At 35.6% G+C, this 14,670-nt stretch carries 13 protein-coding genes; 4 read left to right on the forward strand and 9 right to left on the reverse strand.

The features are described from left to right. The first annotated feature begins 6 nt into the window (after positions 1-6). Entirely contained in the window at positions 7-531 is a 525-nt protein-coding gene (locus tag HCW_RS07040; RefSeq protein WP_014661536.1) for a hypothetical protein, read from the forward strand. 12 nt (positions 532-543) lie between these two features. Here HCW_RS07040 and HCW_RS07045 read toward each other — a convergent pair whose 3' ends face one another. The 7 genes from HCW_RS07045 to HCW_RS07075 form a co-directional block, all read right to left on the reverse strand. Further along, positions 544-867: a hypothetical protein gene (locus tag HCW_RS07045; RefSeq protein ID WP_014661537.1), complete on the reverse strand. Its 324-nt coding sequence runs from the start codon at positions 865-867 to the stop codon at positions 544-546. Positions 868-876: 9 nt separating this feature from the next. Continuing rightward, positions 877-2,136: an outer membrane protein gene (locus HCW_RS07050; protein WP_014661538.1), complete on the reverse strand. Its 1,260-nt coding sequence runs from the start codon at positions 2,134-2,136 to the stop codon at positions 877-879. Positions 2,137-2,358: 222 nt separating this feature from the next. Next, positions 2,359-3,231 carry a lysozyme inhibitor LprI family protein gene (locus tag HCW_RS07055; protein ID WP_231283027.1) on the reverse strand — a complete coding sequence of 291 codons (873 nt, stop codon included), beginning with the start codon at positions 3,229-3,231 and terminating at the stop codon, positions 2,359-2,361. Positions 3,232-3,469: 238 nt separating this feature from the next. Next, a complete protein-coding gene (locus tag HCW_RS07060) occupies positions 3,470-4,402 on the reverse strand; it encodes an outer membrane protein (RefSeq protein ID WP_014661540.1) in 933 nt (310 codons plus the stop codon). Between the two features lie 68 nt (positions 4,403-4,470). Then, positions 4,471-5,571, reverse strand: a complete 1,101-nt coding sequence (dxr, locus tag HCW_RS07065; protein WP_014661541.1) for a 1-deoxy-D-xylulose-5-phosphate reductoisomerase — start codon at positions 5,569-5,571, stop codon at positions 4,471-4,473. A gap of 7 nt (positions 5,572-5,578) precedes the next feature. Beyond that, positions 5,579-6,379 carry a phosphatidate cytidylyltransferase gene (locus tag HCW_RS07070; protein WP_014661542.1) on the reverse strand — a complete coding sequence of 267 codons (801 nt, stop codon included), beginning with the start codon at positions 6,377-6,379 and terminating at the stop codon, positions 5,579-5,581. Between the two features lie 24 nt (positions 6,380-6,403). After that, positions 6,404-8,044, reverse strand: a complete 1,641-nt coding sequence (locus HCW_RS07075) for an SLC13 family permease (protein WP_014661543.1) — start codon at positions 8,042-8,044, stop codon at positions 6,404-6,406. Between the two features lie 119 nt (positions 8,045-8,163). On the opposite strand from HCW_RS07075, the gene mnmG reads away from it, so the two are divergent. Together mnmG and dapE are read left to right on the forward strand one after the other, a co-directional pair. Beyond that, a complete protein-coding gene (gene mnmG / locus HCW_RS07080; protein ID WP_014661544.1) occupies positions 8,164-10,029 on the forward strand; it encodes a tRNA uridine-5-carboxymethylaminomethyl(34) synthesis enzyme MnmG in 1,866 nt (621 codons plus the stop codon). A 9-nt stretch (positions 10,030-10,038) separates the two neighbouring features. Further along, positions 10,039-11,157: a succinyl-diaminopimelate desuccinylase gene (dapE, locus tag HCW_RS07085; RefSeq protein WP_014661545.1), complete on the forward strand. Its 1,119-nt coding sequence runs from the start codon at positions 10,039-10,041 to the stop codon at positions 11,155-11,157. 12 nt (positions 11,158-11,169) lie between these two features. Here dapE and HCW_RS07090 read toward each other — a convergent pair whose 3' ends face one another. Both HCW_RS07090 and HCW_RS07095 read right to left on the reverse strand, forming a co-directional pair. Continuing rightward, complete coding sequence (locus HCW_RS07090; RefSeq protein ID WP_014661546.1) at positions 11,170-12,294, reverse strand: outer membrane beta-barrel protein; 1,125 nt, start codon at positions 12,292-12,294, stop codon at positions 11,170-11,172. Between the two features lie 241 nt (positions 12,295-12,535). Next, a complete protein-coding gene (locus HCW_RS07095) occupies positions 12,536-13,510 on the reverse strand; it encodes an outer membrane protein (RefSeq protein ID WP_014661547.1) in 975 nt (324 codons plus the stop codon). 208 nt (positions 13,511-13,718) lie between these two features. Here HCW_RS07095 and HCW_RS07100 point away from each other — a divergent pair, with 208 nt between their 5' ends. Continuing rightward, the gene (locus tag HCW_RS07100) at positions 13,719-14,594 is read left to right on the forward strand and encodes an outer membrane protein (protein ID WP_014661548.1); all 876 of its coding nucleotides are present in this window, start codon (positions 13,719-13,721) and stop codon (positions 14,592-14,594) included. Positions 14,595-14,670: the final 76 nt, after the last annotated feature.

The raw sequence follows: 14,670 nt of genomic DNA on the forward strand, positions 1-14,670 counted from the left end.
TATCAAATGCCATCTCAAAAATATTCTTTAAAACGCTTTTTAAGCGTCTATATTGTTTCTACTTTGTTGTTAGCATTGGTGTTATTAGGCTTGTTTGCCTCTTATGAAAAAACCATTCTTTTAGAAAACACCAAAATCCGTATGCAATATACTGCCAATCGCATTGCTCAAGAAATCATAGAATTAGATGCTAATCACACCCCAAATGCCTTGCAAAATTTAGAAGAGACTTTTAAAGACACGCCCTTTGTTTTGATAGACACACAAAACCATATCAAATTTTCTAATGTAGGAGCGTTTGTGATGACTTCTTCTTCTAAAGACCCTATTCAAGCGCCACAATTTATTACTAAAAAACATGGCCTTTATTTTATAGACAGCATGCCAAAGGGACGCTTAGGTATTTCAAGCGTGATGATTGTAGAAAATGAGCCAAATCTTAATGCGCTTTATAAAATGATTGGCTTGATTTTCTTTAGCACATGCTTATTTGTGGCTCTTATAGCTCGTTGGTTGTATAAAATGAGATAAGTTTTATAAAAATTATCTAATAATATTACCTTTAACAATAATACAATATTGCATGGCAAAGGGGTTATACTTTTGCTCTTTTAAAACAGACACATTAGCCAACCCCTTGCCACCACCACCATTATTAATCGCATTTATAACAGCTCTGCTTAAAATATTTTCTTCATTATCTTGGTTCATAGTTTGATAATAACACGCCTTACCCTCAGCAAACTGAAAGACTTGCTTATTCTCATCGTTAACTAACATGATTTGACCTAGATTTCCCCACGAAACCGTTCCGCAACCTACAAATAAGACGCTCAAAAGACCTATTGTTGCTAATTTTTTAAACATTCTAACTCCTTAAAAACTGAAAATATAATTAAAATAAAGGGCAAAATTTCTTTGAAAAGTTACACTATAGGGTAATTTCGCATTCAAGCTACCCATACCATAGAGCAAACTAAGAATTTTATGCTTATTGGTATTAGCTTGCATATAAGTATCACTGATAGTGGGGATTTTGACACCAAATTCAAAATGATTGTGCCTACCCCCTAAACGCACCCCTAAATTCACTAAAAATTGGAAAGTGCCATAGGTGAGATTGCCACCGACATATTGCTTTAAATAGCTTTGATAGACATTTGTATCACTTACGCTGTAGTTTGCCCCACCAAAAGCCACGCCTAGTCTAAAACCGGCAAAAAATTTATCGCCATTATACGCATTGATAAGCCAATCTAAATAAGTGCCATAAGTGATAATTTTAATATCCCCATTTTTTTGATAAATCTGTTCGCTAGAATTAGTAGCACTGATTGTATTATTATAAAAATAGCTCCCTCGCTGATAAGTAGAGGCTGTTAAATCGCCAAAAAGCCCCCACCTAAAACCACTCCATTTGGTGTGCTTATGCTTGCCTACCCATTTATAGCCTAACACAATCCCCACACCATTAGATATACTAGAGCTACTAGAAGAATGCTGTTCTTGATTAAGACTAATGGTTGAATCTAAATCTAAAAACCCTTGTTTTTGAACCTGAATAGCATAATTTGTTGTAGTGAGTGTCTTACCCACATTGCCTAATTGATACCCTAGCCCTAAATAAAAAGCGCTTTTATCAGCATAGCGCTTAGTGTCTTGGTTATCATTATTACTGAATCTAAAAGACCTTATCTTTTTACTTTGCGAATTACTAGAGTTAGCTTGAGGATTCCAATTAATATGCAAATTTTCGTGTTTAATAGCTCGCTCGGTTCTTTCAATTTTTTTGCGTCTCTCTTGTTCTAAAAAGCTCTCTTGTTTTTCTGGGGTTGTTTGTGAGCTTGTAGTAGCAGGCGTTTTATCTTGTTGTTGAGCCTTTTTCAACTCTTCTTCATAAACTTCTTTTTTTAATTCTTCTTGCATAATTTCATCATGCAAGGCTTTTTCTTTAGCCTTTTCTTGGGCTTTCTTTTGAGCGATTTCTTGTTTTACTTCTTTAGTAAGGCGTTCTTTCATTTCTTCATAAGTTTCTGCATGAAGTATATGAACACTTGATAGTATCAGTGAAACTAAAAAAGGGAAATAGGATAACTTTAATTTATTGGGGGGGGGGGTAATTGAATGACAACGCATTTCTTGTTCCTTAGTGTGATTTTACAAAAAGAGATTATTTTAATATTTAAAAGCTTTGATTTTGATAAAAAAATATTTTTTTAGATGAAAAAATTTTTAATATCAAACAAAATTTTAAAGATAAAAGAAAAATTAGAAAAAGCGTTTAGTAATCTTTATAACCATAGAGTTATAGAAAAATTTCAAACAATAAAAATCGTTTAAAAGATATTAACCCCCTATTTAATGCGATTCCACAACAATGGGCGCATTTTCAAACTTTTTGGCAATATAGTTGACATGCTCTAATGCCTCTTCTTTGCTTTTATAAGGGCCAATGAGATAGTGCGTCAAAACATCTCTTTTTTCAAGTTTATAAGAAAAAGTTTTTAGTGTTTGCAAAAACGCTTTATTAGGCGTATTCATAAATGCCCCTACTTGCAAATAATATTTGCTCGCACTATCTAAACTAGCCTGTTTCATCTGATTGTTTGGGGGTGGCGTTTGGGGCAATAGTGCTTGAGTAGGCTTAGGTGAAGCTGATTTTTGAGATGATATTTTTATCTCTTGTTGCTCTTGTTTGCTCTCTTTTTTATTGGATTGTAACTCTAGCTTTTTCTCATCATGCTTATTCTTTGAAGAAGATTTTTTTGAAATTTTTTCATTCTTTGAATTTTGCTGTGATTTTTCCTCTTGGAGCATTGCTTTTTTGGTTCTCTTGCTCTCTTGATAAAAATCATTGAGGGTTTGAATGCGCTGTTGGGCATAATTCTCATAGCAAGTGTGATAGATAGGGCTTTCCTTATAGGTAATATTTGGACTCACAAGCATGTTAAGTGCCATGCACTCTTGATTAGTAAATTTTACCCACTCTTTTTGGCTTTGCTCTAACATTCTTTTGATTTCTTGAGGCCTATATTTATCAAAGTCATGCATGCTTGCCAATTCATCTATAAGGTTCTTATGGGTTTCATCAAGTAGCAATTCAATGCGATTGTCTTCTTTATTGTCTTGGTGGGCACATTTAGGAAGTAGTTGGTTTTTGGGTTTGTTGCAATCTAGGGCAGACACATTTAAAGCCAATAACACAACCAATAATACAGCTCTTTTTATCAAAATTTTCTCTTTTTTAAAACCAAAACACACTTATCATCATAGCCATAGCACAAACCCTATCATTATACCTTTATTTCTCTTGCAACTTTCATTAGTCAAAAATCTATTATAATAAAAAATACTAAATATTTATACTTGATTACTTAGCTCTTATGAAGATTAGCTATAAAAAGCATTTGATATAAATTAGCCATTCAAAAAGCTCTCCAAATAAGAGAGCTTAAAAAAACAAGAATTTTTAGAAACTATAGATATAGTTGAAGTAAATGGAATAATTACGCCTAAAGACTTCTCTATAAGGCAAACTTACGATATTGCCACCCTTAAGCAGAGCTGTTGTTTTTAAGATGTCTTTCTCATCATTATGGGGGTTATTCATAGCCATGTAATTATTGAGATAGTAAGTAGGGATTTTAATCCCAAAGCCAAATTGGTTGTGTTTGCCCCCTAAACGCACCCCTAAATTCACTAAAAATTGGAAAGCATTGTCATTAATCTTGCCTCCAAAAGCACTCTTTAAATAATTCTTATAAGTCTTTTTGTCGCTTAAATCATAATTCACTCCAGCAAAAGCAACCCCTACACTAAATCCGGCAAAAAATTTATCGCCATTATACGCATTGAGTAATAAATCCATGTAAGTGCCATAAGTAGAAATCACTATAGATTCTGTTTTTTGATAAGCAAAAGGGTTGGCAGTAAAAGTATTATAGCCATTATAAGAAAGGTTTCCCCTACCATAAACAGACGCACTCATATCATAGAATAACCCCCATCTAAAGCCAAACCACTTGGTCTCTTTATGCTTACCCACCCATTTATAACCAAGCATTAACCCAAAGCCATTAGAAACATACGAGCGTTTATAAGTAGGACTTAGTGCAGAATTTAATAGTGTGTAGGACTTATCCTTAATAGCAACTTGTGCTGAAGTAAGATTGATGTTAGTATTATTATGCTGGATACTCCCTAATTGATAACCTAGCCCCATATAGAACGCACTCTTATCAGCATAGCGCTTTGTGGGCGATTCTACTTTATTGCCCGCAAAAATAAAATCGCCTTTTGTAAAAGCATCTTTAAAGCTATCCGCACTCAAAGTATTGCAAGACAAAGCCAAAGCAAGTAAAAATTTTCTCTTGACAGAATGTTTATTCTTAGTTTTTAACATTTTATGTCAGTCCTTTTTAAATCAAAGTCAAATGGCTGACATTATAATTAAAATTTAGCCATTTGCATTTAAAACCACTCGCTAGAACGCTTTCTTACCTCAGCATCTAATCTTAGCACTTCTTCTAAGCTAGAGAGTTTGAGAGACTTTTTAGCATACAATTCTAGGGTTTGAGAGATGATTTTAATAAGACCTCCAAATGCAATTTCTTTATTCAAAAATTTTTCTATCGCTTTTTCATTGCTCGCATTAAGCACCACACCAAGCTTTGGGTTTTCTAGCAACAAATCCTTATAACGCCATAAAGCATAACGCTCTGTATGGATAGGCTCAAATTTAATGGCGTTTAAAGTGCTTAAATCCAAAGGCTTGATAGAAGCGTTCAAACAGGCTAGTTTGGGGTTGATTGCATAGCTAATAGGCAGTTTCATATCCGCACTTGCCAAATGCGAAATCACAGAATTATCTTCACATTCCACCAAGGCATGCACGATAGAACTTCTCTCAATTAGCGCATCAATTTTTAAAGAAGCCCCAAAAAGCCAATAGGTTTCTAAGATTTCAAAAAGCTTATTGACCATGCTTGCTGAATCAATCGTAATTTTTGCCCCCATGCTCCAATTAGGGTGTTTAAGAGCGTTCTCTACATTTTGGGTGGGAATGAGTTCTAATGGAGTGTCTCTAAAAGCCCCCCCACTAGCGGTAATGATTAAGGATTTGGGCTTTAAAACCTTGTTTTGCAACAACGCCCACAAGCCAAAATGCTCGCTATCAATGGGCGTGATTTTACTAACATCTAGTAAATGCCCCGCACTCACTAAGCTTTCTTTATTCGCTAGGGCTAGTCTTTTATGAGTTTGTAAGCTTTTAAAACTTGCTTTTAATCCTGCCACACCTACAATAGCATTAATTACCAAGCTAGAAGAACATTCTTCTATCATCTCATCAATGCCATCTAGCCCTACAAACACTTTAGCCTTCAAAGGCTCTAAGTGGCTTAAATCTTTAGCGTCTAAAATCGCTACTTTCTTAGGCTTGAAAATCCTAATTTGTTCATTTAAAAGAGCGATATTTCTCCCACAGCTTAACGCCTCTATTTTTATATCAAATTGCGTTGCGATTTTTAGGGCGTTTTTTCCAATAGAGCCAGTGCTACCAAGAATAATCATATTCTTTTTAGGCCTCTAATAACACTGAAATTTCTTTCCATACTTCCAAGAAATACAACAATACATGCAAACTGAGTGCGCCAAACAACATTGCATCAACCCTATCTAATACCCCTCCATGTCCGGGTAGAATCTTACCGCTATCTTTAACATTGGCTTGCCTTTTCAAATAGCTCTCATATAAATCCCCAACTACTGCACAAAGGGAGATTAAAAAGCTAAAGAAAAGCGCTGTGAAAAAACCCCCGCTTAATTTCCCCATGCCAACAAATGCCCCTATTATGCTAGCTAGAGCCACACCAATAAACGCCCCCTCTAAAGTCTTGTTAGGTGAAGTGGGCGTAAAAGGGGTTTTTCCAAAGAGTTTGCCTCCAAAATACGCCCCTACATCACTAATAATTACCACTACGAGCAACCAAACAATCGCTAATGTGCCAAAGTCTTTATAGATTCCTAAAAGTGCAAAAAAGCCAACCCCCGGATATAAAAAGGGTAAAATAGCATTTGTATTAGGAGCTTTCTTGTATGCCATAATTCCAGCTACTATCATCGCACTTATTAGGGCGCATTCAATAGGTCTTCCATTAAAATACCCCATAATCCAAGACAAAATAACCAGTAAATAAAGAGAAAAACTAGACTGGACTTTAAACAATTTTAAAGCCTCTGAAAATCCCACTAAATAGGCTATTCCCAAGATTGCCCAAAACAGCAATAAGCTATCTGCATACAATATTAGTGTTGCTACAACAACTAAAATAATTCCCGTAACATAACGAGCCTTTTCTTTAAATAACTTTTCTTTCACTCTTAATTTTTCCTACTTTTAACTTTAATTCACAAATACAAGCGAAACAAGCGCATAGGTAAATGCACTAATTAAAATAACCCCTATTACATTAAGCCATAGTCCCGCTTTAATCATGTCTGTTATTTTAACATACCCCGAGCCATAAGCAATTGCATTAGGCGGAGTGGCTACAGGGAGCATGAACGCACAAGTCGCACTTAAGGCTACAGGAATAGTAAATAATAAACTTGATTGACCTTCATAGCCCATACCCATTGCAACCCCTCCAATTACGGGTAAAAAGGCAGCAGCTGTAGCGGTATTAGAAGTGATTTCAGTTAAGAAAATCACCATAGTTGCCACAGCTACAATAATGAGTAAAATTGGCAAGTTTGCAAAGCTAGAAACTTGATGACCAATCCACAAACTCAAGCCGGTTTTAGAAAATTGAGCGCTTAAGGCAAGTCCCCCACCAAATAAGAGCAACACATCCCAAGGAAGTTTTTTAGTCGTATCCCAATCAATAAGTCTTTCGCCCTTATTATTTGCTGGCAAAATAAACAAAAGAACAGAAACCCCCATAGCAATCACAGAATCAATCTTATCTATTTTAATACCATAACTTTTTAAAAGAGTGCCTAAAAAAATCCACCCTAAAGACGCTAAAATAAAAATAATACCTACTGAAATTTCAGCTTGACTCAAACGCCCTAGTTTATGCAATTCTTGCCTAACAACTTCCTTGCCACCCGGAATTTCTTTAATTTTCAAAGGGAAAATCACATAAGTGAGTAAAAGCCATGAAATAATAAGCATAATAAAGGCTAAAGGCGTGCCAAAAAGCATCCATTTTCCAAAATCTATCTCAACATTAAAGGCTGTTTTCATATAGCCGGCTAGTAAAGCATTAGGTGGAGTGCCAATAAGAGTGCCTAAAGAGCCAATAGAGGCTGAATAGGCAATGCCAAGCATTAAACAAATGCTGAAATTCGTGCGATAAATCATTGTCTTTTCTTGCACTTTTTGAGCAATATCCTTACCCTTATGCACTACATGACTAAGCATTCCCCCATGCGCTTTAGTGATTTCTTCTTTATGCAATTTGTTAGTTTTTTTTTCATTTTCTGTGCCTACTAGCTTTGCTACTAAATGCAGCACGCTCATGCCAACTGGGAGCATCATCACAGCTGTTGCAGTATTGCTCACCCACATGGATAGAAAGCCTGTAGCTATCATAAAACCCAAAATCAATCTTCTAGGGCTTGTGCCAACAAGTAAGATTATGCCTAAAGCTATACGAGTGTGTAAATTCCATTTTTGCATGCTTAGCGCTAAAATAAACCCCCCCATAAACAAAAAGATAATCGGCGATGCATAAGACGCACTAACACTAGCAAATTTATCCACGCCAAAAACACTAAATAATACTAAGGGTAAAAGAGCCGTTGCGGGTAAGTCAATAGCTTCAGTCATCCACCACACACCCATTAAAATAGATACTGATGCCACAATAGGCATGGCTGTATAATTTAAGGAACTCAGTTTGGGGATTTGCTCTATTGCATAGGGCATTTGTGCGTGTAGAGCGTAATAGACAATGAGTGCTAAAAGCACCCCACCTATTAAACCAACAACACGCACTATTTTTGTGCTTTTATCATCTGTATACGAGTTATCTTCCATTTTGTTTACCCTTTAAAATTACTGCCCTACATGCTACAATAAAACTTTCTCAAATTCGCTTACTCGCTTCTCTTAGTGGTTGAGCGTCTGGAAGAAATAATATCAAAATAGGAAAAAAAGTGATAAAAGAAAGTGATATTTTAGTGGTTGGTGGGGGGCATGCAGGCATTGAAGCAAGCCTAATTGCAGCAAAAATGGGAGCTAAAACGCATTTAATCACCATGCTTATAGATAGTATAGGTCTAGCGAGTTGTAATCCAGCCATTGGGGGCTTGGGTAAAGGGCATTTAACTAAAGAAGTAGATGTTTTAGGGGGGGCTATGGGGATAATTACCGATAATAGTGGCTTACAATATCGTGTGTTAAACGCCTCTAAAGGCCCAGCGGTTAGGGGAACTAGAGCTCAAATTGATATGGATACTTACCGCATTTTTGCAAGAAATCTAGTCTTAAACACTAAAAATTTGAGCGTGTCTCAAGAAATGACTGAGAGCTTAATCATTGAGAACGATGAAGTCATAGGCGTAACAACCAATATCGGTAATACCTACAAGGCTAAAAAAGTGATTATCACTACAGGCACTTTTTTAAAAGGGGTGGTGCATATTGGCGAACATAAAAATGAAAACGGACGCTTTGGAGAAAACGCTTCTAATTCACTCGCTTTAAATTTAAGAGAGCTTGGCTTTAAAGTAGATAGATTAAAAACAGGGACTTGCCCTAGAGTGGCTGGAAATAGCATCAATTTTGAAGGCTTAGAAGAGCATTTTGGAGATGAGACTCCCCCCCATTTTAGCTACAAAACCACAGATTTTAACCCCACCCAACTCTCTTGCTTTATCACTTACACTAATCCCACTACCCATAAGCTTATTAGAGACAATTTTCACAGAGCCCCCCTATTTACCGGTCAAATTGAAGGCGTAGGCCCAAGGTATTGCCCAAGCATTGAAGATAAAGTCAATCGCTTTAGCGAAAAAGAACGCCACCAGCTGTTTTTAGAACCCCAAACTATCCATAAAAGCGAATACTATGTGAATGGCTTAAGCACTTCTTTACCCCTAGATGTGCAAGAAAAAGTCATTCATTCTATCAAAGGTTTAGAAAATGCCCTTATCACTCGCTATGGCTATGCGATAGAATATGATTTCATCCAACCTACAGAATTAACCCACACTTTAGAAACCAAAAAAATTAAGGGGCTCTATCTAGCCGGACAAATCAATGGGACTACCGGCTATGAAGAAGCCGCTGCTCAAGGGCTTATGGCAGGAATTAACGCCGTATTAGCTCTCAAACATCAAGCCCCTTTTGTTTTAAAGCGTAACGAAGCATATATTGGTGTGCTAATTGATGATTTAGTTACTAAAGGCACAAATGAGCCTTATAGAATGTTTACAAGTAGAGCAGAATATCGCTTGCTTTTAAGAGAAGATAACACGCTCTTTAGACTAGGCGAATACGCCTATAACTTAGGGCTTATGCAAAAAGATTTCTATAATGAATTGATTAAGGATAAGAAAGAGATACAAGAGAATCTAAAACGCCTTAAAGAATGCGTTTTCACCCCTAATAAAGAAATTTTAAAACGCTTAAATGAACTAGATGAAAATCCTATCAATGACAAAATTAATGGCATTAGCCTATTAGGGCGTGATAGTTTTAGTTTGGAAAAAATGCGTGCGTTTTTTGATTTCTTAGCCCCCTTAAATGAGCGGGTTTTAGAGCAAATTAAAATTGAATGCAAATATAATATTTATATTGAAAAGCAACACGAAAACATCGCTAAAATGGATAGCATGCTCAAAGTCTCTATTCCTAAAGATTTTGTGTTTAAAGGCATTCCTGGGCTTAGTTTAGAAGCTATAGAAAAGTTAGAAAAATTTCGCCCTAAAAGTCTTTTTGAGGCTTCAGAAATTAGTGGGATTACTCCGGCCAATTTAGATGTCTTGCATTTATACATTTATTTGAGAAAAAACTCTTAAAGGATTTGAATGAACGCTTTAGAAATCACTCAAAAGCTCATCAGCTACCCTAGTATCACACCTAAAGAATGTGGCATTTTTGAATACATCAAATCTCTTTTTCCCACTTTTAAAGTCCTAGAGTGTGAAAGAGATGGCGTGAAAAATCTTTTTTTATACCAAGTTTTTAACCCTAAAGCTGGAATTAAACCCTTACATTTTTGCTTTGCGGGTCATATTGATGTCGTGCCAGCTGGAAATAATTGGCAAAGTGAGCCTTTCACACCCACGATTAAAGAAGATTTTTTATACGGGCGTGGAGCACAAGATATGAAAGGGGGCGTGGGGGCGTTTCTAGGTGCGAGTTTGAAATTTAACCCTAAAACCCCTTTTATGCTCTCCATTTTACTCACTAGCGATGAAGAAGGGCCAGGGATTTTTGGCACCAAACTTATGCTAGAGCAACTAAAAGAAAAAGATTTGTTGCCTGATATGGTCATTGTGGCTGAACCCACTTGCGAGAAAATCTTAGGCGATAGTATTAAAATTGGCAGAAGGGGTTCAATAAACGGCAAGCTGATTTTAAAGGGCATTCAAGGGCATGCAGCCTATCCTGAAAAATGCAAAAATCCTATTGATTCTCTTGCTTCTGTCTTACCTTTAATTTCGGGCGTAAATTTAGATAATGGCGATGAGAATTTTGCCCCTTCAAAACTTGTCATCACTAACTTGCATGCTGGACTTGGAGCTAATAATGTAACTCCAGCAAGTGTAGAGATTTTATTTAATGTGCGCCATTCTTTAAAAACCACCAAAGAGAGCTTAAAGGAGTATTTAGAAAAGGTTTTAAAAGATTTGTCTTATTTTTTAGAATTAGAACAAAGCTCTCTGGCTTTTATCACTTCTTCTCATTCAAAGCTTATAAATGTGTTAAAAGAAAATATTTTAAAAATATGCAACATTACTCCAAGCCTAAACACTAAGGGTGGCACGAGCGATGCACGATTTTTTAGTGCTTATGGCATAGAAGTGGTGGAATTTGGTGTCATCAATGATAGAATCCATGCCATTGATGAGAGAGTGAGCTTAAAAGAATTAGAATTTTTAGAAAAGGTGTTTTTGGGGGTTTTAGAGAGTTTAAGCCAATAAGGCTTAAGCTATTTATTTAAAACTATAGACATAGTTGAAACCAAACAAATAATTTTGTGGAATCTTAAGTTTGGTATATCCGCCTTGTTCTATATCAAACTTATTAGTAACCGTAGGTAATTTAGCCACAAACTCAAAAGCATGGCGACTAAATCCCATGCGTAATCCTAAATTAACAAAGAATTGGAAGAAATTCCCCATAACACCACCACCTTGAGATGTAAAAAAGTAAGTAGAACCAGCTAAAGCCCCTCCAAGCATAAGTCCAGCAAAAAATCTGTCCCCATTATACGCATTGATAAGCCAATCTGAATACACGCCATAATTACTAAAACCAACATTCATGTCTTGTAAGGCTTGGTTAACCTTATCGCTTGTGCTAATGGAACAAGGATTAAAAGGGTCAATACAATTAAGATTAGGCGTCGCAAATATATTTGGCATATAAATAGACCCACTAGCAAAGACCCCCACTCTAGCCCCGCTCCATTTAGTCTCTTCTCTATCGCCTACCCATTTATATCCTAGAACAATATCACCCCCATTTGTAGTAGCAGAGCCATATTCATAGCCTATACCAAGATAAAATGAATCTTTATCTGCATAATCATATCTATCTTCATATCTGTATCTGACAGCACTATACGAAAGCGGTTTTTCTGTTTGTGGTTTTGCTGTTTTTTGTGGCGTTAGTTCGCTAGGTTTTGGTGCTATTTGCTGTTGTTTTGGTTGTGTGTCCTTATTAAGCTCCTCTTTTTTTAGAGCTACATTTTCATGAGTTACCTCTTGATGACTAAAGATTTTTTCATATTGCGAATGACTAGAACTTGGTTTAGCTTGAGTATCAGTGATAGCAGGCGTTTTATCTTGTTGTTGAGCCTTTTTCAACTCTTCTTCATAAACTTCTTTTTTTAATTCTTCTTGCATAATTTCATCATGCAAGGCTTTTTCTTTAGCCTTTTCTTGGGCTTTCTTTTGAGCGATTTCTTGTTTTACTTCTTTAGTAAGGCGTTCTTTCATTTCTTCATAAGTTTCTGCATGAAGTATATGAACACTTGATAGTATCAGTGAAACTAAAAAAGGGAAATAGGATAACTTTAATTTATTGGGGGGGGGGGTAATTGAATGACAACGCATTTCTTGTTCCTTAGTGTGATTTTACAAAAAGAGATTATTTTAATATTTAAAAGCTTTGATTTTGATAAAAGAATATTTTTAGATGAAATAAGATTATAAATACTTAAATAATCATTAGGGATTAAGAAGGGATTATTTAAGAAAGGGTTGGTAAAAGAATTTGAGCTTATTTAAGCGGTTTAACTAAGCTCATTTTAGGATAAAAAGCTATTTAAAATTACAAAGAAGTTTTTAAGATACCTTAAAAACTATAAATATAATTGAAATATAGAGCAAAATCACGCTTAAAGGCTATGTTATAAGGAATATTGGAATAGCCACTATAAAATAAATTTTGTATTTTCTTATTATTGCGCACATTGTTGGTATTAGCTTGCATATAAGTATTACTAATAGTGGGAATCTTGATACCAAACTCAAAATGATTGTGTTTGCCTCCTAAACGCACTCCTAAATTCACTAAAAATTGAAAAGAACTTGTTGTGGTGTTGCCTCCAAAATATTCATTAAGATATGCTTGATATATTTTACTATCTTTTAAGCTATAGCTTGCACCAGCAAATGCTATGCCAAGTCTAAAACCAGCAAAAAATTTCTCACCATTATAAGCATTGATGAGCCAATCAAGATATGCCCCATAAGTGGAAATCATTATAGGGTTAGTTTTTTGCATGGTTAGATTAGAGAAGTAATTCCCTCTTTTGTAAGTAGAGGCACTAAAATCATAAAATATTCCAAACCTTACTCCAGCCCATTTTGTATGTTTATGTTTACCAATGATTTTATACCCCAAAGTTAGTCCAAAGCCATTAGAAATAGCCGTGCTAGATTTTGGCTCTCCTTTTTGATAATTCAGAAAAACAGAACCAATAGCAGGACTTGGATTAACTAGGGGGGGAAATAAGGGGATAGAAGGCGTTTGATTTACTCGACTTACATCTTGAGAAAGAGTGGCATAACCAAACCCTAACATTGAAAATTGTTGCATAAGGGCCAAATTGATTTGGCTCTTACTCACTGCACCCAACTGATAGCCACCCCCAATATAAAAGGCACTTTTATCAGCGTATGTTGAAGTCTCTTTTATGTTTGACTTTGATAAGTTAGGCTCTATAGCAAGTCCTAGCGATGAGCCTAAAGCCAATAAGAAACCATGCTTTAAAAAAGCGAATGTTCGCAAAAAAAGGCTCAAATTTTTAGTAATTTTCATAATCATTATAATGATACCCTTAATTTAAATATTAAGCATTCTAACTTATACTATCTTTGTTTTACATTAAATAATTATTATCACACCATAGCGCTAAATCCCCAAAAAACTTATCTTTAACAAGAGGTAGCACTCATTTTTAACTTTAATCATCATCTTAAAATATTAATCACATGTGATATAATGCGCCACTAATATTTAGTAAAGGAAGTTTATGAAACCTATGCCTTTTAATACAAAATATTTACTCCAATCTACTGCAAGCACTCTAGCAATTATCTTTAGTTTAAATACCTTACAAGCACAAGATTCTTTAAATTCCTCCAACTTACCAACCACCCCACAAACCCAATCTCTTAACACAGAGTCTAACATAAATAATAATGCTCCTAATCCTAGCACCCCTACTAATGAAATTCCTAGTCAAGCAAACACTCCTAGTAGCACCCAAGCTCTTGCTACCCCTCCTATGTCCCCCACTAAAGCACACCAACTAGCTGATAAAAGCGCATGGTATGCGGGAATTGGATTCCAATTAGGGGGAGTGAGTGGCACAAAAGATAACTTGCCTGTAGCGACCAAACAAGGCGCACCCTATAATGTGCATGTTTCTACAGGTTGGGGTATTCAAATAGGTTACAAAGCAAGAGAAAGCAAGTTAAATGCTTTTAGGTATGGCATTTTTTATGATTTTACAAGCTCGCTCTATAATACTTATGCCAAAAACAGCTTTCTTTTCTTAAGCACTTATGGCATTTATGGGGATTGGATTCCTAATGTAGTTAATAATGAGCGTTTTTTCTTTGGCTTTAGAATGGGTGTGGCTATCGCTGGGTCAAGCTATGGCATGCAAATGAAACACTTTGATGTGCCTAAGCATGTGTGTTATGGCTCTAGTGGGAGTATGTTAGCGCAATGCACTTATACGACTTTTCAATTTCTAGTTAATCTTGGGGTGCGTATGGGTGGTAAACACAATCAATTTGAATTAGGAGTTAAAATCCCTACTGTAACCCAATATGGCGATGTTGCACAAGATTTTAGAAGAAGAATATTTGCCGTATATTGGGACTATATCTATAGCTTTTAATAATTTTTAACTAAAAAAACCTAATTCTTTAGGTTTTGCTTAATACCTATTTTTTTAACTATAATAAGAACTTCTT

Origin of the sequence: Helicobacter cetorum MIT 00-7128 (assembly GCF_000259255.1) — a bacterium.
Taxonomy (GTDB): Bacteria; Campylobacterota; Campylobacteria; order Campylobacterales; family Helicobacteraceae; genus Helicobacter; species Helicobacter cetorum_B.